At 58.3% G+C, this 20,807-nt stretch carries 16 protein-coding genes; 8 read left to right on the top strand and 8 right to left on the bottom strand.

The features are described from left to right. Nucleotides 1-28: 28 nt before the first annotated feature. Nucleotides 29-919, bottom strand: a complete 891-nt coding sequence (locus tag R5R33_RS06895) for an MBL fold metallo-hydrolase (RefSeq protein ID WP_318955287.1) — start codon at nt 917-919, stop codon at nt 29-31. A 77-nt stretch (nt 920-996) separates the two neighbouring features. Further along, nucleotides 997-1,167, bottom strand: coding sequence for a DUF2986 domain-containing protein (locus tag R5R33_RS06890; protein ID WP_318955286.1), 171 nt, complete (start codon nt 1,165-1,167; stop codon nt 997-999). Between the two features lie 175 nt (nt 1,168-1,342). Between R5R33_RS06890 and R5R33_RS06885 the strand changes: the two genes are divergently transcribed. Beyond that, complete coding sequence (locus tag R5R33_RS06885) at nt 1,343-2,044, top strand: spermine/spermidine synthase domain-containing protein (protein ID WP_318955285.1); 702 nt, start codon at nt 1,343-1,345, stop codon at nt 2,042-2,044. Nucleotides 2,045-2,076: 32 nt separating this feature from the next. Here the strand turns inward: R5R33_RS06885 and R5R33_RS06880 are convergent, their stop codons facing one another. Genes R5R33_RS06880 through R5R33_RS06870 form a run of 3 tightly spaced genes read right to left on the bottom strand, consistent with a single transcriptional unit; the run spans nt 2,077 to nt 5,804 of the window. Then, complete coding sequence (locus R5R33_RS06880) at nt 2,077-4,110, bottom strand: DUF2075 domain-containing protein (protein WP_318955284.1); 2,034 nt, start codon at nt 4,108-4,110, stop codon at nt 2,077-2,079. Nucleotides 4,111-4,155: 45 nt separating this feature from the next. Further along, a complete protein-coding gene (locus R5R33_RS06875; RefSeq protein ID WP_318955283.1) occupies nt 4,156-5,472 on the bottom strand; it encodes a type II toxin-antitoxin system HipA family toxin in 1,317 nt (438 codons plus the stop codon). Beyond that, complete coding sequence (locus R5R33_RS06870) at nt 5,466-5,804, bottom strand: helix-turn-helix transcriptional regulator (protein WP_318955282.1); 339 nt, start codon at nt 5,802-5,804, stop codon at nt 5,466-5,468. Before R5R33_RS06870 ends, R5R33_RS06875 begins: the two co-directional genes overlap by 7 nt. 353 nt (nt 5,805-6,157) lie before the next feature. Here R5R33_RS06870 and R5R33_RS06865 point away from each other — a divergent pair, with 353 nt between their 5' ends. From R5R33_RS06865 to R5R33_RS06835, 7 genes are all read left to right on the top strand, one after another. Further along, nucleotides 6,158-7,645, top strand: a complete 1,488-nt coding sequence (locus R5R33_RS06865) for an MFS transporter (protein WP_318955281.1) — start codon at nt 6,158-6,160, stop codon at nt 7,643-7,645. 143 nt (nt 7,646-7,788) lie between these two features. Beyond that, a complete protein-coding gene (locus R5R33_RS06860) occupies nt 7,789-9,168 on the top strand; it encodes an alanine/glycine:cation symporter family protein (protein ID WP_318955280.1) in 1,380 nt (459 codons plus the stop codon). Nucleotides 9,169-9,527: 359 nt separating this feature from the next. Continuing rightward, nucleotides 9,528-10,124, top strand: coding sequence for a bactofilin family protein (locus R5R33_RS06855; protein WP_318955279.1), 597 nt, complete (start codon nt 9,528-9,530; stop codon nt 10,122-10,124). 80 nt (nt 10,125-10,204) lie between these two features. Then, complete coding sequence (locus R5R33_RS06850) at nt 10,205-11,425, top strand: class I SAM-dependent methyltransferase (protein ID WP_318955278.1); 1,221 nt, start codon at nt 10,205-10,207, stop codon at nt 11,423-11,425. Between the two features lie 12 nt (nt 11,426-11,437). After that, nucleotides 11,438-12,808 (top strand): hypothetical protein, encoded by a 1,371-nt coding sequence (locus R5R33_RS06845; protein ID WP_318955277.1) that lies wholly within the window; start codon nt 11,438-11,440, stop codon nt 12,806-12,808. Then, on the top strand, nt 12,808-13,518 hold the full coding sequence (locus tag R5R33_RS06840; RefSeq protein ID WP_318955276.1) for an OmpA family protein: 711 nt from the start codon (nt 12,808-12,810) through the stop codon (nt 13,516-13,518). The genes R5R33_RS06845 and R5R33_RS06840 overlap by 1 nt, the downstream gene beginning before the upstream one ends. Continuing rightward, the gene (locus R5R33_RS06835) at nt 13,518-14,669 is read left to right on the top strand and encodes a hypothetical protein (protein WP_318955275.1); all 1,152 of its coding nucleotides are present in this window, start codon (nt 13,518-13,520) and stop codon (nt 14,667-14,669) included. Before R5R33_RS06840 ends, R5R33_RS06835 begins: the two co-directional genes overlap by 1 nt. Nucleotides 14,670-14,729: 60 nt before the next feature. Here the strand turns inward: R5R33_RS06835 and R5R33_RS06830 are convergent, their stop codons facing one another. The 3 genes from R5R33_RS06830 to malT form a co-directional block, all read right to left on the bottom strand. Further along, nucleotides 14,730-15,335, bottom strand: a complete 606-nt coding sequence (locus tag R5R33_RS06830; protein WP_318955274.1) for a L,D-transpeptidase family protein — start codon at nt 15,333-15,335, stop codon at nt 14,730-14,732. Nucleotides 15,336-15,848: 513 nt separating this feature from the next. After that, nucleotides 15,849-17,501, bottom strand: a complete 1,653-nt coding sequence (locus tag R5R33_RS06825; RefSeq protein ID WP_318955273.1) for an alpha-amylase family glycosyl hydrolase — start codon at nt 17,499-17,501, stop codon at nt 15,849-15,851. A 121-nt stretch (nt 17,502-17,622) separates the two neighbouring features. Then, nucleotides 17,623-20,349, bottom strand: coding sequence for an HTH-type transcriptional regulator MalT (malT, locus tag R5R33_RS06820; RefSeq protein WP_318955272.1), 2,727 nt, complete (start codon nt 20,347-20,349; stop codon nt 17,623-17,625). Between the last annotated feature and the right edge of the window lie 458 nt (nt 20,350-20,807).

Genomic DNA, 20,807 nt, shown 5'->3' with positions numbered 1-20,807 from the left:
TTCGCTTTATCTATTTTTAATAGTTTGTTCAGAATTCAGCATCGATATCCGTGCGGAAATTGAAATACGACATTTCCACCAGGGTTTTATATACGCCGGCAACGTTCAGCGGCAACCACTCTTCATACATTGGTAGGTCCGCATATTCGGGAAGCCGGATTTCGGACTGGAGTGTCTCCAGGCTTTTCCCCGCCAGCATGCCGTCGAGGACCGCGTCGTATAGTGCTTCAAGATAGCTCAGGTACCGCTGAACATCTTTGCGTGTTCCGGTATTGGCGTGACCACCGACAAATAGATCGAAAGGGTCGGCCGCCAGTACCTCGCGAGTGGAGTGAATCATGCCATGGATGTCGTACCCTAGCAGGTCCCGATAGGGCATCCTGCCAATGACAATCCAGTCGACAACATATAGAACATTCGCCGGCATAAAGCGCATGCTTACCGAGCCGCGACCATTGTTCGGCCCGTGATAGCGAAGCTCGACGCGACTATCACCCAGCTCGATAGCCAGCTGGTCGCGAAAGGTAATGTCGGGAATTGCGGTGGGAGCGCGGGTCCATTTTATGTCTTCGGCCGCATATTCATGCGCCACCACGGTCGCGCCATCTTTAGCCAGGACATTGCCCCCCAGAGTGTGATCGACGTGATTATGGCTATAGGCGATATAGCGGATGGGCACCTTGAATCGTTGTGAAAGTTGTTCTCGCAAATAAGTGGCGGCTTCTTCACTGATAGGATCGGTAAGAAATAGCCCTTCCTTGGTCACCATAAAAACGGAGTGGTAATGCCCGGCGGTGAAGCGGTAGACATTATCTTTAAGGTGCTCGATTTTGTACGCGATCCTGTCCTCTGCAAATGTGCATAAAGATTGGATCGAGAAAAGCAGTGGAATGAGCAACGATATGAGTGATCTGCGCATAATCATTCTGGAGCGGAGCAACGTGCTGGCTCGAAAATCAGTAGTGGGTTTTCCTGTCAAGCTTGTTGGCGTTGGCCTCAATTATGTTGTGCTGGAGTCGTTTTCTGTTGTTGCTCGTCGGCATTTTGTGCCTGCTTGGCACGCTCGGCCTTAGATATATAGCGCGGTTTGCTCTTGGGGTTAAGCTTGTCGTTGGACTTCTTGGCCTTTTTCTTCAGTATCTGATTGACTTTCTTCCTGCGATTCATGACTCACTCGGCGGGGTTGCGGGTATAAACAAGCGGTATAGCTGGCCACGACAGTAATCGGGCGCAAGCAGGTCCTCGTAATTCTAACGTCAGCAGCACCGCCAACCAACGTGTGCTACATTGCCCGCCCTGTTTCCTCCGCGCTATCTCCTCCGAACTATAGTGAGCCCACGCCATGAAACCCTGGATTGAACTCGGTACCGCCCATATTCCCAACGATGGCGGCATACTCACGCTGCGCCAGCGCGACCAGGAGTTCTCCATTTCCCTGTCTGGTCCCCGCGGCGAATTGATGAACAGCCGCCGGTTTAACAGCGAGCAGCAGCTTTCAGTGCTGGGCTGTGCCCACCTGAAGAATCACGAGAAAGCACGTGTCGTCGTGGGCGGCATGGGCATGGGCTACACGCTAGCCGCGGCGCTCGATGCAGTGCCGTCTAGCGCCGAGGTGATCGTCGCCGACCTGATCCCCGAAGTTGTTGAGTGGAATCGCGGGCCACTGGGCGCCTGCGCCGGACGACCACTGGATGATAGCCGCGTCGTCGTACATATCGGCGATGTGGGTGAATTGCTGGTGAATCGCGACGGCAGCTACGACGCCGTGCTGCTGGATGTCGATAACGGCCCCGAGGGGCTGACCCACAGCGACAATAACTGGCTGTACTCCGTGGAAGGTACCAGCAGTATCTACAAGAGCCTTACGCCGGGCGGAGTGCTGGCGGTGTGGTCAGCGTCGCCCGATACCACTTACGCCAATCGCCTGAAAAAGATTGGTTTTCAGGTCGAAGTGAAAACCGTGCGCGAGCGCCCCGGCAAGGGAGCGCGACACGCTATCTTTCTGGCAAAGAAAACGGTTGGGAGACGTATCAATAAAACTTGACAATAAAAAACCTGCTTTAAACTTAATAATTCCTACGCAGTGATGGAGGGGAGCGGAATTTTGTTTGGCGGTGTGTTAGGCAGAAAATTTCTAGCAGCCTCAGAGTGCTCCGCCAGTGGTAGGACACCGCATGTAAGCAAATACTCGTATGTCTGGTCGTAGTAGGCTGCAAGCCTCGTTAAGTCTGCAGTATCTCCTTCAGGAACGAATATGATCATACCTTTTCGTGCCCGGGTGAGAAGGACTCTGTAGGCGTTAACAAGGTAGCGTTGGTCTGCCTCTTTCTTGATGGCCATCCATTTTGAGCCACTGAACTTATGAGTTTCCCAGGCGCCATGAGTGAAGCGTAAGTTGGCGTCCCAACATACTCCGCTCCAATCCAGCTCGAGCCCTTGAACGGCAAATTCGGTGGCGACGTCTTCGAGAGCTTGGCTAGATCGGACGTCGTCCTCCCAATCCAAGAACCAGTTCTTGACGCTTATGCCTGCCTTCACGTGAATGCCATGGGGTTTGAGGCGCAGAGCATTGGAGCTTGCCACAAGCCCGACCCGATCAGTGCCTCTAGCTTTTTCACGAAGCCACTCCCGACAAGCCTGAAGGTCTCTACTAACGTAAATCGGGTATTCACTAGGCTTTTCTAGCACCGCCTGAGCGCTTTCAGCATCTGCGCTGAGCACTGCATTGACCCAGGCGGCGACGGCTTCGGAGCGGAATGAACGGATGCATGTTGAGAGATGTAGACCAGGCCGTGATTTTGTATTCACGTTTTGGTTGATGTAGTGAATTTCTGATGCCTGCAGATCTTGGGATTGTGGGACGTACGCTTGCCAGTGTGGGAAGCGGTTTTTAAGTGCGGCGAACCATTCTGTAATACCTGCTTCGCCGGTGTGGATTTCTTGGCCATTGCCGATGAGGCACACGATGACGCACCATCCTTCGTGGCGATCCATCGCGGAGATCAGAAATTCAGGTTCTGACATTTCCCAGTGGTTGGCGCGTCGGCGCTCGCGCATGAATTTAGTTGTCTTTTCTTGATCCCAGGCTCGTTGCGCTTCATCAAAGACTGCAACGCGTTCAATAGGGGCAGCATCCATATCTCTTAATGCTTCATCGCGAAAGTGGTGAACGTTCTGGATGAAAGAAGATGCTCGGCGTATGGCCTGTTCCTTGGTGATAGATTCTCCACCTGTCTTGGCCCGGTCCACCTGATCACGAGCCAGGGATTCTCTTAGTACTTCGACGAGTGGACCATTTCCAGAGAGAAACACCGCGTGGTCTTCTTCGTGTTGGCGTGCTCGAGCCGTGGCGATATTTAGGCCGGCAAGCGTCTTGCCGGAGCCCGGGACGCCAGAAACGAACACGATAGATTTTTCGTCAGTTTGTTTCGCGTTTTCGATAATGGCTGAAACGGCTTTTGCTGTAGTCGTGAGATTGACTGCACCTGCATCGCTTCGGGATATGTCGGCCACATTGTGCCCCGCGTAGAGGCTCATGGCTGCTTCGATGATCGTTGGGGTTGGCTTGTAGCGAGCCTTGGCCCAAACCATCGGGTCGATGGGTGAATCATGGATGTTTGAGGCTGCGAGGACTGCCTTTCGAAGCAATAGGCCGTTAGTACAGATTATTTCACATACGCCTGAACCAAAATCTGGAAGCTGTGATCGTTGCTCGCGAGCGGCGGTTGCAAGCAGGACAGGAACGACTCTTCGATCGTGGGTGCCCTCATGAAAACATTCAAGGTCAAGAGCGTAGCCGATAGTTTGACGTTGATCGGCCGTATTAAATTTCGTGGCGCCGACCTTATATTCGATCACGAATATGGTTGCGCCCACTACCAATACGATATCTGCGCGCCTACCCATCCTTGGAATTGTATACTCGAAAAACAGGTGCCCCTTGGAAATGCTGGTAAGTGTTTCTCGGAGGTGTTTGATTTCGTTGATCCACGATTCACGCTGCAAATGATCTAGCGCAAAGTCGTGCTTTGCTGCGAGGTGTCCTAGGATCGTTTCTGAGCTTTGATTCTGTAAATCCGCAAGGGTGCAATCGAAGTACCATCTTTCCACGGTTATGCTGATCTCCTTTGAGCCATCTTCATTCTTCTATCTTTTCTATAGCTTCAGCCTAAGATTCCCCTCAATCTCCTCAACCAGCGAAGACGGGACTTCGTGCTCAGTTGCCAGATCTCGCCAGCGCGACACCTGCTCCACCACATTATCCACAACACCGTCGATCTTCCGCCGGCTAAACAGCGGACTGATTTTTTCCAGGCTGTAAATATCCTCGCGGGTGAAATTGTCGCGCTTGCCGTTGAGGCTCATCCAGTGGTTGTTTACCCATCGGCTGCCCGGCTTGTAGCTATAGGCAAGGTCATAAGCCGGTGCAAGCTGCCAGGTTTTTCCGGCTAGTTGAAAGGCAAAGTTCTTAGCGTGATCGTCGTGATTGCGCGCGACGATGTTGAACACCATGCGCAGCAACAGCTGTTCGGCGTCTTTGGCGGGGAGTTTCAGTTGCCGTGCGACGGCAAACAGTTCGCTATAGGAAAACGAGCCGGGAATTTTGTAGTCCACATGGGCGATACCGTTCAGGGTCTGGATGTGGATCTTGTCGTTGCCGCGGCGGTCGAAGCGCTCGGTGACAAAATGTCGGCGGTTGCCCTCGCGCAGCAGGTGGCAGGGCATCATGTCGATGCCGCAGTCGGTGGCCATCTGATGGTAAACGTATTCCATGGCACCGAAGCCCATGGGGTCGCCGAAGGTTTCCCGGTCCTTGTTGTGCTCGCTGACGCCGTCGAACTTCATCAGGTAGTGGGTGAAGCCTTCCGGTACTTCGGTTTGCCCGGAGCGCACCTGGGTGAAGTCCTTGTTGAAGGCGAGTACCGCCTTGGGGCGGGCGCCACCGGCACTCATGCCGACGGACATCAGTGCCATCATGGCTTCGCGGTTGTCCTCGCCGGTTTTGTCCAGGTGCACTCTGAAACCGCTGTGGTGGTCGAGCACTTCCTGGGCGATGGCCACCAGTTCATCAATGGCGATTTCCTGAGAGGCGTTGAGTCTCTTGATGCGGGTGGCGGGGGTGTATTCCAGTGCGCCCATGCCGCGTTTGCCGGTGTACTGCAGCCGTTGCAGTGGGCTGATGTCGTCCGGGTGTTTGCCCTGGGCGGCCATCCAGGCGTTGAGTACCGCGTTGCCGAAGTCGTCGGGCAGGGAATCGGCGATCAGCCCGGGCAGGCCGCGGAAGGTGTCGAAGCGCAGTTCCGGGAAGCTATAGATGCGCCGTGCTAGGGGCATCTTGAGGGGAGAGAGTTCGATGCCGCTATCGATAAAGGCGGGATCGTATTCAAAGGCGCCGACGCCGGTATCCGTGTCGAAGCTGACCGCGCCGGCGCTCTGCCCTTGGTATTCCACACCGATGACTTCCATCACCATTCGGGTACCTCCTGTTCGTCTTCATCTTTATCCCTGGCACCCTGGCCGCGCTGGCCGGAGGCGCGCTGGCGCTGCTTGCCCTGCAGCTTGGCGAGCTGGATGGGGGAGGGCGGTTGCGGCGGCAGGAAGTTGTCGAGCTGGGCGGTGAGATCGAGCGCCTGCAGTATGGCGATGAGCACCTCCAGCTGTGTCTTGCCCTTTTCGGCATTGAGCACCGCCTTGCGGCTGACGCCGGCGCGTTCGGCCACCTCCTGCTGGGTGAGGTCCCGATTCAGGCGCGCCTGTTTCAGGCGCTGGCCCAGGGTCTCCGCAATCGCGGCGGGGGATTTCATTCCGTGGTCCATAAGGTGCGTTAATTGGGATTTAAGTGGTATTTATGGGGATTATGTCCCTAATTTAGGATATTGCAATATATTCATTCAATGTCCTTTATATGGAACTTAAGTCATAAAAATATAATTTATATCCAAATTTAAGGACTTTATGGGTGGTGGATTTTAAGTTTGGCGTGCCGTCGGCGGCAGCTGCACGGCAGTCGGCGACGTGAATAACGTTGCCCTCCACCCCCGCCGGGGAGGATGGCCGGCATTGTCCCGGCTGACACAATGCCGGCATAACCAGAGCGCCGCACCGCAACAGCCCGGTGCTCACGCCCGACGTAAACAATAAACAGGCGGTCAATGCGATGAACAAACAGCCCAAGCTTCCCTTCTGGCAGGTATGGAACGTCAGCCTCGGTTTTCTCGGGGTGCAGTTCGGTTTTGCCCTGCAGAATGCCAACGCCAGCAGGATCCTCTCCGACCTGGGTGCAGATCTGCACTCACTGTCCCTGTTCTGGATCGTGGCGCCCCTGATGGGGCTCATCGTGCAGCCGATCGTCGGCTCCGCGTCCGACCGCACCTGGAACCGCTTCGGTCGCCGCAATCCCTATATCCTGTTCGGTGCCATCGCTGCTGCCGTGGGCATGGCGTTTATGCCCAATGCCGGTATCGCGGTGGCGTTCATCGCGCCGATCCTGTTCGGCGGGGTGATGCTGGCGCTGATGGATGCGGCCTTCAACGTCACCATGCAGCCGTTCCGCGCGCTGGTCTCGGACATGGTGCCCTCGGAGCAGCGCACCGTGGGGTACGCGGTGCAGTCACTGCTGATCAACATCGGTGCGGTGATGGGCTCCATGCTGCCGTTTATCCTGACCAACGTGATTGGCCTCGAGAACAGCTCCCGTACCGGTGAGGTGGCACCCTCGGTGATCTGGGCCTTCTATATTGGCGCCTCGGTGCTGCTGGGTTCGGTGTTGTGGACCGTATTCCGCACCAAGGAGTATGCACCGAAGGAGTACAACGCCTACAAAGGGATCGATGAAGCGGAACTGGCCCGCGAGCTGGCGGAGCGCAAGTCCCTGGCCCAGCGCCTCGGCGGCTTCTTCCGTCTGCTGGTGAGCATGCCCAAGACCATGCGCCAGCTGGCGCTGGTGCAGTTCTTCTCCTGGTTCTCGCTGTTCATCATGTGGGTCTATACCACCCCGGCCATTACCCAGCACGTATGGGGTGTGGAGGCCAAATGGTTCGACTCCCACTACCTCGAATCTGTTGGTGAAATTCCTGCGCACATTGCCGCCGCCAAGGGCGCTGCCGGTGACTGGGTAGGTATTATCTTTGCTGCCTACTCGCTGTTTGCCGCGCTCTTCTCCATCGTGCTGGCGCGGGTGGCGAATACCCTCGGTCGCAAGCTCACCTACGCGCTGTCGCTGCTGCTGGGCGGCCTGGGCTATATGAGCTTTGTGCTGTTCCAGGGCGGCGAAGCCACCCAGGTGAATCTGCTGATTACCGAAGTGACCGTACCCAGCGGAGCCATTGGCCTGCTGCTGCCGATGATCGGTGTGGGTATCGCCTGGGCCGCGATCCTGGCCATGCCGTACTCGATCCTTTCCGACGCGCTGCCGGCGAGCAAAACCGGCGTGTACATGGGTATCTTCAACTTCACTATCGCCGCGCCGCAGATCGTCTCCGCGCTGGTGGCGGGCCCGATCCTGGCAACCCTGTTCGACAACCAGGCCATCTACATCATCATGCTCGCCGGTGTGTTCATGGTATGCGGTGCGATCTCGGTGTTCTTCGTGCGTGAGGAGCAGGTGTCGACTGCCGCCGAGGATGGCCAAGTGGCCACTGCCTGATCAGACTTCTGAAAGCCCCTGCTACAGGGGCTTTTTTTTTGCGGTACTTCTGCCGTGAATGAGTGGGTTCGAGGGCGCGGTTTGAGATTCCCGCTGGATTGCGAGAGCATTACCGGTTTCGCAATCGGACACGTCCTATTTCCATGTCTTTTCTCAACTCCTTCGAATCTGCCCTGAACTCGTTTGTCGAATACGCTTGGGGCACGCCGCTGCTTGTGCTTTTGGTGGGCGGCGGGCTGTTTCTGCTGATCAGTTCCCGCGCCCGCCCCTATCGTCACCTCGGCCACAGCGTCGATCTGTTGCGGGGCAAGTACGACGATCCCAATGACCCTGGGCAGGTACCCCACCGCCAGGCGCTTTCCACCGCGCTCTCCGGCACCCTCGGTCTCGGCAATATTGCCGGGGTGGCACTGGCCATCAGTACCGGCGGACCCGGTGCGATCTTCTGGATGTGGGTGACCGCGCTCGTGGGGGTGGCGACGAAGTTTTTCACCGCCACGCTTGCAGTGATGTACCGCGGCCGCGATGCCAGTGGTGAATTGCAGGGTGGCCCCATGTATGTGATCCGCGAAGGGTTGGGGAAAAAATGGCTGCCACTTGCCTACCTGTTTGCGCTCGCCGGACTCTGCGGCCTGCTGCCGGTGTTCCAGTCCAACCAGACGGTGCAGCTGCTGCGCGAGTCTTTCGCGCTGCCGCTCGGCTGGGTGGGGGCGGAAAACACCTTTACCTTCGATCTGTCCCTGGGGGTTGCCCTCGCGGTTACCGCCATGGTGGTAATCATCGGGCGCATCCAGCGTATCGGCCGCTTCGCGGTGCGAGTAGTGCCGGCCATGGTGGTGTTCTACATGGCGCTGACCCTGATCGTGATCGGCTACTTCTGGCGGGAAGTGCCCGCCGTGTTCGCCCTGATTTTTAGCGACGCCTTCAGCGGCCAGGCCGCCGCCGGTGGTGTGCTGGGAACCGTGATTGCCACCGGTATCAGCCGCGGGGCGTTTTCCAATGAAGCCGGTATCGGTTCCGAATCCCTCGCACACGGCGCGGCCAAAACCACCGAACCCGTGCGGGAAGGTGTGGTGGCGATGCTCGGGCCTATCGTCGATACCCTGGTGGTTTGCACCTGCACCGCGCTGGTGATTCTGCTCACCGGCGTGTGGCAGCACGGTGAAGGGGTTGAAGGTGTGTCGCTGACCGCAAATGCCTTCTCGCATGTGTTCGGCGGTTGGGGGCCGTTGCTGTTGCTTGTCATGGTGGTGCCACTCGCATTCAGCACCATCGTCACCTACTGGTATTACGGGGTTAAGTGTTTCAACTTCCTGTTTGGCCCGCGCTGGCAGTCGGTATATACCGCGATTTACGTCGGGCTGATTGTTATCGGGGCAGTGGCGTCGCTCAGTATCGTCAACAACATCATCATCGGCATGTATGCGGTGATGGCGATTCCGACGATGACATCGACTCTGATGTTGCACCGCCGTGTTACCCGGGCGGCCGATAGCTACTTTGCCCGGTTCGATCCCAAATAATTCACGCGTTAAATAAATCCTTCACAAGGTGGCCTGAATAGGCCGCTTTGCTTGCGCTGTCGCACTTGATTTGTGCGGCAGTTCAGGTTTTCACTCGATTAAAGTTTCGCTTGTTGCGCCAAGATTTCATCGATTTTCAGTTGATTTTAATCGGCTAAAAAAGGTGGCGGTTGAGCGTATTTTGTCCGCTTCAATAATTAGTATTTTGACCGCCTGCAAACTAATTGTGATTGCTCTCACAAACTTGGCGTAATTGTTTGGGTTTTGTTTCTTCTGCTCTGGGAAGTTTTTGGGAAAAGCGCTAAAAACACTGCCTCTTAGAAAAACAAAATCCTTCTACGGTTACTTTAGGTGGAATAATGGCTAACCCTCTTGACCCGAAGCCAGAGGCCAATCTGGAATCCAACTCCTTCCTGTCCGGTATGAACGATCATGGTGCACGCGAGCGTCCCTTTGCGGACAAGCTGGAGTCCACCATGGCGAAAGGTCGCTCTGTCATTGGTAAAAATATCAAGTTTCGCGGCGAGCTGATCGGTACCGAAGACCTGCACATTGAAGGCACCATCGAAGGCACCGTTATCATGGAAGGTCATGACCTTTCCATCGGTCGCGAGGGTGAGATCAACGCAAATATTCACGCGCAGAACATTGTAATCAACGGCACTTTGACCGGTGACGCACTGGCGGATGAACTGATCGAAATCCGCAATACCGCCGTGGTAAAGGGCAACCTGATCGCGCCGCGTATCCAGCTGGACGACGGCGGTAAGTTCCGCGGTTCCATGGATATGGTGGACACCGATGAAGAGATGCGCGCGCGCCACAGCGAATTCAAAGAAAAACTGGTGCACCCGAATCTGCCGCCGAAAGACGACTTTGCCAGCAAGCCCGCTACCGTGAAGAAATCGTTCGCTGCCAAGGAACCGGCGAAGGAAATGGAATCAGCCGATAGCTGATTTCGTTGCTGCGGCACCTGCACTTGCTCAGGTGCCGTATTTCCAAACCTGGCATTTGCCCCGAATCTTTGCGATAACCGATGCAACACCGATCTTTTGGCCTCGCTGCGTTAACGACCGAGATGGTCAAAAGCGGGGACCGAATTCTCGACCTGGGTCCACTCTCTTCCGGCACAACCCAGGCCTTTTTACGCCTCAACTGCCAGTGTCATATCGAAGACCTGGTTGAGTACCTCTCTGAAAACCAGAATTGTGGAGATCCGCTCAAGGCGCTAGAAGAACATTTGCTGCCCAAGCCGGCGAATCTCAAGTTTGATGTGATCTTGTGCTGGGATTTGCTGAACTTCCTTGACCTGGACGTGATCCAGCATCTTATTCGCCTGTTACAGCCACACCTGAAACAGGGCACCATTCTGCATACGATGCGCTACACCGGGCGCCAGCAGCCGCACAAACCCCGTCGTTTTCGCCTGCTGGAAAATTTCTGTTTCGAGTATGTGGATGACCCGAGTTATCCCGAAGTGGCGTCGAAAGGTCACTCTACCGTGACCCTGCTTAAGTGCATGGATCGTTTCAGCCTGTTCAACTCGCTGATGAAACGCGAGGGCATGGACCAGAATGTTACCGAGCATTTTCTCGAATACGAGAGTGTGACTTCGCGCAATCAGGTGCGAAGCGGCGGCGCCTCCGATGTCAGCGCCTATTTTCGCAATGTGCGGGAGGACGAGCGCATTGCCATGCCCGGCGTGGAAAAGGCGATGTCCTGTATCAATACCTTGACGACCTCGCCAACCGTACTGGAGTGCGGGCGGAAAAACGGCCGTAATATCGATGCCCTGAAAAAGAAAGTAGGCTCCCTTTATGTGGAAGACCTGCACGCATCGATGGCTTGGCAAAAAAAATTACATGGGGATGAGTCTGGATTCAGTGCATCCATTTTCAGTATGGATCCCGGTGCTCGCCTCGACGGTGTCTTTCTCTGGGACCTGCTCAACTTCTACAGCCCGCAGCAAATACAACAGCTCGGCGAGTTGCTCGGCGCGCGTATGACACCCGGTGCCGCCCTGCATTTTGTGGTGTACAAATCGGCGCAGATTCCGGAGCGTCCTGCCACCTTTGAGGTGCTGGATGATGGCCAGGTTGCGGTCACTGGTATTGCCGCCGGTAAATGTTCCCGCTCTCTCAGCAGCACCGCGGAGCTGATGCGCCTGCTACCGGGGTACCGCCTTCACAATCATCAGATAGGGCGCCTGCCCAGTGGCGATTCCTATCAGGAATTCGTCCTGCAATACAAACCCTGAGGACTTCACTCCATGTCTGAATTCTTGCGTACTCTGTTTCTTGCCCTGAGCCCGGAGGCAGTGACCGAAGGTTTTTTGTGGGCGATGCTGGTGGTGTTTGCGCTGGCCCTGGTTGCGCGCGTGTTGTCACGCGCGGAGGAATTTGTGGATCAGGCGCCGGGACTGCTGACGTCCCTCGGTATTCTCGGCACCTTTACCGGTGTGATCATTGGCCTGTTCGAATTTCAGCTCGCGGACATCGACAACAGCATCGCGACCCTGCTCGACGGGCTCAAAACCGCGTTTATCACCAGCGTGTGTGGTATCGGTCTGTCTGTGGTTTTGCGCGCGCTGACCCGCTTTGTGGCGGTGCCAGGCAAGGCGCGTGCGGTGGATCTCGCGGATATCCAGCAATCCTTGAGCGCATTGCAGCTGAGTATGGAGCAGGGGCAGCAGCGGCAGCTGGCGCAGGCGAGTGACATGCTGGAGCGATTTTCCGAGCATTGCGCCAAGGCGCTGGTCACCGAAATGGAACAGGTCGTTACGAATTTCAACCAGCGGGTTGAGGCCCAGTTCGGCGAGAACATGACACGCTTTGGTGAAAATTTCGCGCAGTTCGATGCCATGGTGGCAACCCTTACCAGCGAATACAAAGCCCACGAGGAGCGTGTCGAATACTGGTCCGAACACTGTGATACCGCGGTGATGGGCATGGTCCAGGTGGCCCGTGATTTACAGCAGGTGCATTCACAACTGGCGGAGATTCCGCAGTTCCTTTCCGGCATGCAGCAGTTTGGCGTTGAGGCGCGGGAACAGCTGGCGGCGCTGGCGACCCAACTGGATCGCTACCGCGGGGTAAGCGCGCAGGTGGAAGCGGTGCTGCCGCAGCTCGGCGAGCGCATCGAGGAGTTTGTGCGCGGGCTCGATGTGGTGCAGCAGGTGATGGACAGCGAGATGAAACAGTCGCTGGTGAGTATCAGCAAGCAGAGCGAATTGCTGGGCGCACAGATCGAGGCGGTGTCCGGTGCGTTCGAGAAAATGTCGAGCCTGGATGCGGACTTTATCCAGTCGCTGGTACAGGAGACCGTTACCACGCACCGCAACGGCATGCAGGAACTGGCATTGCAACAGGCGCGCACCCATAAGGAAATGGTGGATGCGCTGAGTCATCTGATTCGCAAGAGCATCGGCGACGCCGAGGTTTCCATCGGCAAGCAGTACCAGGTGGTTGAGCGCCGCATGGAGGAAGAGGTCGAGGGTGTTATCTCCGCCATGGGCGAGGCGCTGGCGACCATTAGCGGACAGTTCACCCGTGATTACCGCCAGTTAATTGCGCAGATGCAACGTATTACCCAGGCCGGCGCCATTGCGGCAGAGCGTAGCAGTCACAGGGAAATCGCTTAATGGCAGGGCGGCTTGGCCTCGGTGCTCGCGGCGAAGACGAGGCATCCTGGATCAGCGTATCGGACCTGATGGCGGGGCTGATGATGGTGTTCCTGTGCATCGCGGTGGCGATGATGCGCTCGGTGATGATCGAGCGGGAAAAGATCCGCACCATTGCCATGTCCTACAAGGAAAACCAGCTCGCGATCTATGAATCCCTGCAGCGGGAGTTTCACGACGACCTCGAGCGCTGGGGGGCCGTGATCGACCGGGATACCCTGACCGTCGCTTTCATCAACTCCGATGCCATGTTCGACACCGGCGCCGCGCACCTGAACCTGCACTATCAGGTGGTGTTCGAGGAATTTTTCCCGCGCTACATGGATGTGCTGGCGCCCTACAAGGCATCCATTGAGGCGGTGCGCATCGAGGGGCACACCAGCTCCGGCTGGGGGGTAATCAGCAGCGATGCAGATGCGAGTTATTTCAATAACCTGCGTCTGTCCCAGGACCGCGCCCGTTCGGTATTGCGCTTTGTCTACACCCTGGACGCCGTGGCTGCGCATCACCTGTGGATGATGCAGAATGTGGCGGCGGTCGGATATTCATCTTCGCGACCGATTTACAATGCCGACGGCAGTGAGAATATCGACCAGTCCAAGCGAGTGGCCTTTCGCGTGATTACCAATTCTGAAATGAAAATCCACAGCATTCTCGAGGAATCCTTCTGATGCCCTCATGGAGCCGTCATCTGGAGGCGCTCGCCCGGGCTATTTCGCCACTGAACGCGGAACCTTCCGGCGATACCGTCGCGGCTGTACCTGTCGCCGACGAGCGCGCGGATGTAACCCTGCAGGAAGAGCTTGGCTTCGCCCCGGAAACGGTGGACCAGGCACTTATCCAGGGTATGGAAGTCACCCTGGGAGATCTCGACGAGACCGCCCACGGCTGGATGTTCCGCGGCCACCCGGTGATGGTGTTCGCGGTAGATGTCGCTGCGGTGGAAGATCCACAGGTGCGCAAGGAGTTCTATCACCGTGTGCATCTGGCCAGCTGTTGCGGCGCGCTGGAAGATCCCGCGCAGGTGGTCTGGATCGGTACCGCGCGCAATAACCTCAGCGCACCGGGTCTCGAGCAACCGCCTCACGCCTGTGAGTATTGCCTGGCCAAGGTCAACCACCGGGGCTTTCGCGCACTGGCGCCGAGAGAGCGCGGCAAGGTGGCCTCGGCGCTCAGTTTTCACTGGCATGTGAACCAGTATGCCGGGGAGTTTTTCCCGGCCGGCGTTACCAGTTTCTGGACGCCCGGCAAGGCGCCGCAGCGACTGCAGCAGATGGTCCCGTCGGCCTCGACACAGTCGGGGACCTGCGGTTTTTGCGAATGGCAGGTGCCTGAGCCTGAAGACAGCGAGGAGTCCTGGTTTGTGCCGGTGGAGCGCGGTGTGGAACTGGGGCTGACTATCGATGCCTGTGTGCTCTGCGCCCAGCAGCAGGCGGCTGGTGTGCTGATTCTGCCGGAAGAGCGTGCACTCGCGGCAAGCCGTGTGCGCTTTGAACAGCAGCGGCTTGCAGCCCGTGCGTTTGCGGGGGAGGGCGCCACCGCGGATGAGACCGCTGTGGACGCGGCTGATGGCGGGGAAGAGCGGAGCTGGCACAGCGTGCGCCCCCGTCTTCCGCTGGCCTGGCACCCACTGTGCGAGCTGCTGGAGCGAAATCTGGCAGCGCCGGTGCTTTTCCATCGCTTTGCCGGCTACGACGGCATTGCGGTACTGGCGTGGCCGGAGCATCGTCGCGGAATCGTTGCCAGCAGTAGCGAGCGCGAACGGCTGCCCGAAGGGTGGGACTTCTGGGACAAGGCGAGCGTACTTGCGAGTCTCGGGTAAGTCCCGGCCATTGCAGCAAAAGAAAAGGGCCGCGAAAGCTGCCCTTTTTTGTGTGCGCGGTTAATTCCGCACGGTCACCTTGGTGCCCATCGGGGCGTTTTCATAAAAGATCTTCGCCATGTGCCAGGGCAGGCGGATGCAGCCGTGGGACTCCGGACGCCCGGTTACCTTGCCGGCGTGCATGCTCACCGCGCCATTTACACGCATGAAGAAATCCATCGACGCGCCGCGGAACACGGTGCCGGCAGGGCGCCGGTCGCGGCGCACATCCACGCTGCTCATACGCACATAACCCGCGCGGTCCACGTAGTGGCCGTACAGATTGGAGCGGTGATACACCTCTTTTTCCGACACGCGGAAGCTGCCGGTGGGCGTGCGGTTGCCCGCAACCCCGGTGGAGATGGGGGTGATGCCTGCGAGCTGACCGCCCTTGTAGAAATAGGCTCGCTGTTCACTCAAATCGATGATGATATGTGGCGCACCGCCGATCACTTCCGGGCGCCACCAGGCGCTGCCGTCGGTCATGGATCTGTGTTGCTGGTACGGATGTGGATAGTCGCCCGCCTGTGCAACTGGCGCCAGTAGTGCAGACGCCGCCAGCAGCAGGCTGCCGCCCAGCAGGATTTTTTTAACAGAGCGTTTCAGAAGAGTGGAAGAGCGTTGCATGCGTACCTCATCTGCTCTCGCGAGCAATTGCAGGCAGGAATGCCGCAGCCGCCGGTTCACATTAGCAGAACCGCAGCGGATACCTTTTCCGGAAATTCAGGGACGAACGAGCCCCTGCACCGGAGTGCACTTACCTGACCTGTGAATTTCCCCAAAGCGGCGCGCCGGTGTTTCCCGGATTGGCCGCGGGATGAGCCCTGCCGGTTGGTCTTGCAGACCTCTGGGCAAGTGAGAGGCATGGTAGGGTCGGGGTATTTGGGGTTTTACATTGAAATGGAATGACGGGTGCCGGTGATAGACAGAAATGTGGGCAAAAAAAAGCCGGCTCAAGAGCCGGCCTCAAACATTCCAGAAGATCTGGAAAGCGTGCTTTGACGAGAGAGCAACAAAGCTGACGATCTTATTGAGAGGTAACCCTTTGAGTAACTTGCCCCGGGCTGGTTCGCTGCACTCGCATAAGTGCGCGCCAATTTCTCAATAAAGTCCGAATTATTTCCTGTTTCCTTTGCAGTCTTATTTTTTGAAGAAGACCCGCGCGCCGGCAACCGGCAGGGTAATCTGCGCGCCGTTGACGGAGCCGCCGAAGCCGCTCGGGGTAATGTCTTCACTGCCGGCAAATTTTTCCGGCAGGGCGAACGCGGCGGGTTCGTGGCCCAGGTTCAGCACCACGAAATAGCTTTCCGCGTCACTGTTGCGCTCGAACACCAGCAGGTCATCGCCGGTTTCCACAATGGTCTGGTCTGCGGTGGCCAGCGCCGGCGACAGCGTCCCGTGCCACTGCAGCAAATCGCGGAAGCGGTTCAGCATGGAGTGCTGGTCATCTTCCTGCACCGAAGCGGCAAGGTGATAGTGCTCCTCCGCCACCGGCAGCCACGGTTTCACCTTGGAAAAGCCCGCATTGATCTCACCGCCGTTGAACCAGGGCATGGGGGTGCGGCAACCGTCGCGGCCCTTGAACTCCGGCCACAGGTTGATGCCGTATGGATCCTGCAGATCTTCGAAGGCCACATCGGCTTCCGGCAGGCCCAGCTCCTCGCCCTGGTACAGGCACACGCTGCCGCGCAGCATCAGCTGCATCAGCAGGTACATCGGCGCGCGCGCCATGGCCGTCTCGTTATCGAAACCCTTGTTCCAGCGGGTAAAGGAGCGCGGTACATCGTGGTTGGAGATGGACCAGCAGGGCCAGCCTTCTTCGATTACCTGGCGGTTCTTTTCCAGGGTGTCACGCAGGAACTGCGCGCTGCAGTTTTCCGACAGCAGGTCGAAGGAATACGCCATATTCAGGCGGTTTTCCGTGGTGTATTCGGCCATGATCTTGTGGGTGTTGTCGTCGCCCACTTCGCCCACGGTCATGGTGCCCGGGTACTCTTCCTGCAGGGCGCGCACGCGCTGCAGGAACACCAGGTTCTCAGGCTGTGATTTGTCGTGGATGTGCCACTGGTACTCGTAGCTGTTCACCGGCGGCAGGCCGTTATTGTCCAGCTTTACCGGGCGCGGCGGATTGTCCTGCAGCGAGCGGTTGTGGAACGCGTGGTTGATGGCATCCAGGCGGAAGCCGTCGACTCCACGGTCCAGCCAGAATCGCAGGTCTGCCAGCAGCTGTTCCTGAACTTCCGGGTTGTGCAGGTTCAGGTCCGGCTGTTCTTTCAGGAAGTTGGTCAGGTAGTACTGGCGGCGGCGGGTGCACCAGCGCCACGCGCTGCCGCCGAAGTTGGACATCCAGTTATTCGGTGCGCTGCCATCTGCCTTTGCGTCGGCCCACACGTACCAATCGGCCTTGGGGTTATCGCGATTCTGGCGGCTCTCCTCGAACCAGGGGTGCTGGTCGGAGGTGTGGCTCAGGATCTGGTCGATGATCACTTTCAGGCCGAGTTCATGGGCCTTCTCGATCACGCGGTCGAAGTCTTCGAGGGTGCCGAAAATCGGGTCAACATCGCGGTAGTCGGACACGTCGTAGCCGAAGTCCGCCATCGGTGACTTGAAGAACGGCGAGATCCAGATGGCGTCGACGCCGAGGGATTTCACATAGTCGAGCTTCTGGCAGATACCGGGCAGGTCGCCGATCCCGTCGCCATTGGCGTCGCAAAAGCTGCGCGGATAAATCTGGTAAATAACGCCGTTGCGCCACCATTCCGCGTTTGTGTTGCCTGTGTGAATACCGCTCATGCCGTGAGTCCGTTATTGGATACTTATTAGGTTAGGGTCAGTATGGCGACGCCGGTGGACGCTTACCTCCTCCCCGATAGGGGGGGGAGGGGGGTACGGGTGACGGTCTGGAGGCTGATGGTCAGGGCTTATCCTGTACCGACCGCAGCAGCTGCTCCGCCAGGGCAATCGCCTCTTGGCGGTCCTTTACATCGAGCTTCTGGTACAGGCTGCGGATATGGGTCTTGATGGTGCTGGGCGCCACCTTGAAATGCCGCGCGATGCGCTCATTGGATAGGCCCGAGTGGATCGCATTCAGCACCTGCCACTCCCGCGGGGTGAGGGGCGAGTGGCGCAGGAAATCGGGCACCGCGTCGCTGGCGAGGATCTCGCGCACGATGGTTTCATCCAGTTCAATGCGGATGCCGCCCCCGAGTTCCGGCTGCTGCTGGGCGAGCTTGATCAATTGCTGGGCCTTGTCGGCCTGCTGTTCACTGAGGGCCAGTTCCCCGGTTTCCTCCAGTGCGGCTTTCAATAGCACAATCATGGGCTTGCCGATCTGCAGGAAACTGGCCGTCAGGTCGCTCTCCTGCATGATGGTGAGCGCCGCACGCAGATGCTCCAGCGCCAGTTCACGGCGCTCGCGCAGCCAGGCCAGGTGCGCGGCGAGGACACGGTTGCGCAGCTGGTCGGTAATCAGTCCACACTCCTCCGCGACCTGTTGCAGGCGGCCCAGTAGGCGGTTGGCGTCGGACCAGCGGTGCAGGGAAATCAGTGCGCGCACATGGTTGCGGCCATAGCACTGCTCAAAGTGATTGCTGGGGCGGTCGGCCACCGGCTCTGCCTGCTCCTGCCAGCTGGCGATGGCCGCAGAATTTTCCAGCGCCTGCCATACGCGCATACGCGCGGCGTCGGCATTGGCCACCCAGTCGCGGTGATAGTGCTCGCCGGCCAGCAGGTGTTCCACCCGCTCCATCCACTCCAGGCACTCGTCCTTGTCGCCCCGCGCGAGCGCTACCTTGAGAAGCAGGGTGTATTCCGGCAGCAGCCAGCGCTCCCCCACCTTGCGGTTGATCTGCATACCGCGGCGCGCGGATTCGGCCGCGCCGTCCAGGTCGCCGGCTTCCCACTGCAGTTGGCCCTTCAGGCGGTAGATAAATTCGGAGATCGGCAGCCCCACCAGGTGGTGCTCTTCCACCAGTCGCTGTGCGCGCGCCTGCAGCGCGCTGGCCTTTTTCAGCAGGCCATTGGCAAATGCGATTTCCGTCTGCTGGCACAGGGCCCAGGCGGCGTTGGGAATATCCTGGCGGGCGAGGGTGGCTTTTTCCACCGCTTCCATATGATGCATGGCCTGGTCCAGCTCGCCGAGGCAGAAGCTGGTTTCGCCGATCACCAGCTGGGCGGCGATGCGCTCGCTGTCCTGTTCTTGCGGCAGTAATTCCAGTGCTTCCTGGGCGTACTCCTTGGCCTTGAGGATCTGCCCGCGGGAGATCGAAACCTGGGCGCGCATCGCGGCAAAAGCGCCCTCGTAGGCCTGCCACTGTTTGGGGTCTTCCCGCTGCAGCCAGCTCTCGGCGGCGGCCAGCAGTTTGTTGCAGCGCTCGTAGTCGAAGGAGTCGCGGGCGAGGCGCGCCGCCAGCAGGGTAAATGAGGCGTGGCGTTTGATCTGCTCCTCGCCGAGCCAGTTGAGGCTGTCGTTCAGTACGCGGAACTGGCCCTCGCGCAGGAACTGCTCGCCCTGCTCTGCGATCAGGCGGTGTACCCGCTCGCGGTCATGTGCCTTGAGGGCGTGGCGCAGGGCCTCCAGCGGCTGCTTGAGCTCCTGCCAGGTGTCACTGGCGGTCTGGTGCAGGCGGGTGAGTTCTTCGCCATCTCCCAGCTGGCGTTGCAGGAAGCGCGCGAACACCGGGTGGAAGCGGAACCACTGGCGGCTGGAATCCTGCGCCTGTAGGAACAGACCGCGGCTGGCAGCGGTTTCCAGCTGCTGCTGACCGCTGCTCTGGCCACTCAGGCGTTCCGCCAGCAGGCCGTTCACCCGTGTGAGAATGGAGGTGCGGGCCAACAGTTGACGCAGTTCCGGCTCGAGCCGTTCCAGTACTTCCTCCGCGAGATAGTCGAGGATATGCCCGTGGCCCTGCTCCAGTTCCCCCAGATAGCGGTCCACCTCCTCCTGGTTGCGCACCGACAGCGCGAACATCTGCACCGCTGGTGGCCAGCCTTCAGACAACTGGTGCAGCTGGGCCACACGGTCGCTACCGAGGGCGAAGGGCAGGCGCTGCGCCAGCAGCTGGGTGGTTTCGTCGATGGTCAGCGCCAGGTCTTCCGCGGTCAGCTCCAGCAGCCGGCCCTGCAGGCGCAGGGCGCCGAGGCCCAGCGGCGGTTGGCTGCGGCTGGTGATGACCACGCCGATACCGGCGGGCGCGTGGCGCAGCAGGAAGCGAGTGGCATCGTGTACCACGGGGTTGTCGATCTGGTGGTAGTCATCGAGCACGATGCGCAGCTCACTGGGGAGCTGGCGCAGTTCCGCCAGCATCTGGCTGATCACCAGGGACGGATCGAGATTGTGCTGGGCGGCGAGAATCTTGCTGGTTTCGGGCACACCGTTGCCGGTGGCACGGTGCACGCTCTCCACCAGGTAGCGGCAGAACTGGCCTGGTTCGTTATCGCCGCTGTCCAGGGAGTACCAGGCCACCGGATTGTCCTGCTCTGCAGCCCAGGAACTGACCAGGGTGGTCTTGCCGTAACCCGCGGGGGCGGTGACCAGTAACAACTGGTCACTCTGGCTCTGCTCCAGCAGCGACTGCAGCCGCGGTCGTTGCAGGGTATGTTCCGGGCAGTCGGGAAGGCTGTACTTGGAGGCTAATAGCATGGCGTTGACCGGGTTGCGAACGGAAAACCGAATGAATGCATCGGGCGCAATTGTACAACTTTAGTGTACGGGTCCGGCCTTTCGTGTGCGTCCTCCCCCGGGGGGGAGGACGCACACGAAGCAAGCTCGGCTTGTTTTCACAAGCAGAAAAAAAGCCGGCGCAAGGCCGGCTTCAAGCAAAGATACGATGAGAGAGTTCGATCACCACGCGTTTGCACACTGTGATCTGGGGGAACTGCTTAATTTGACGAGGTGTTGGCACTGAAGTTCCTTGCTGAGCGATAAAAATTTTCAGAAACTTTTTCCAGATGCAAAAGAAACAACGGTTGGCGCAGTATTCATCTTTGCTGGCGCGATTCTTCCCATTGTTATCTTCCAGTGGTACTTTTCCGGGCTTGTGGTATTCAGGTTACAGGTCGTTAATAGATAGGCAGCACAGATTCCACAATTTCACGATG

This window comes from Microbulbifer pacificus (assembly GCF_033723955.1).
In the GTDB taxonomy this organism is placed as follows: Bacteria; Pseudomonadota; Gammaproteobacteria; order Pseudomonadales; family Cellvibrionaceae; genus Microbulbifer; species Microbulbifer pacificus.
The sequence above is the reverse complement of the archived record's forward strand: the minus strand, read 5'-3'. Positions and strand labels throughout refer to the sequence as shown.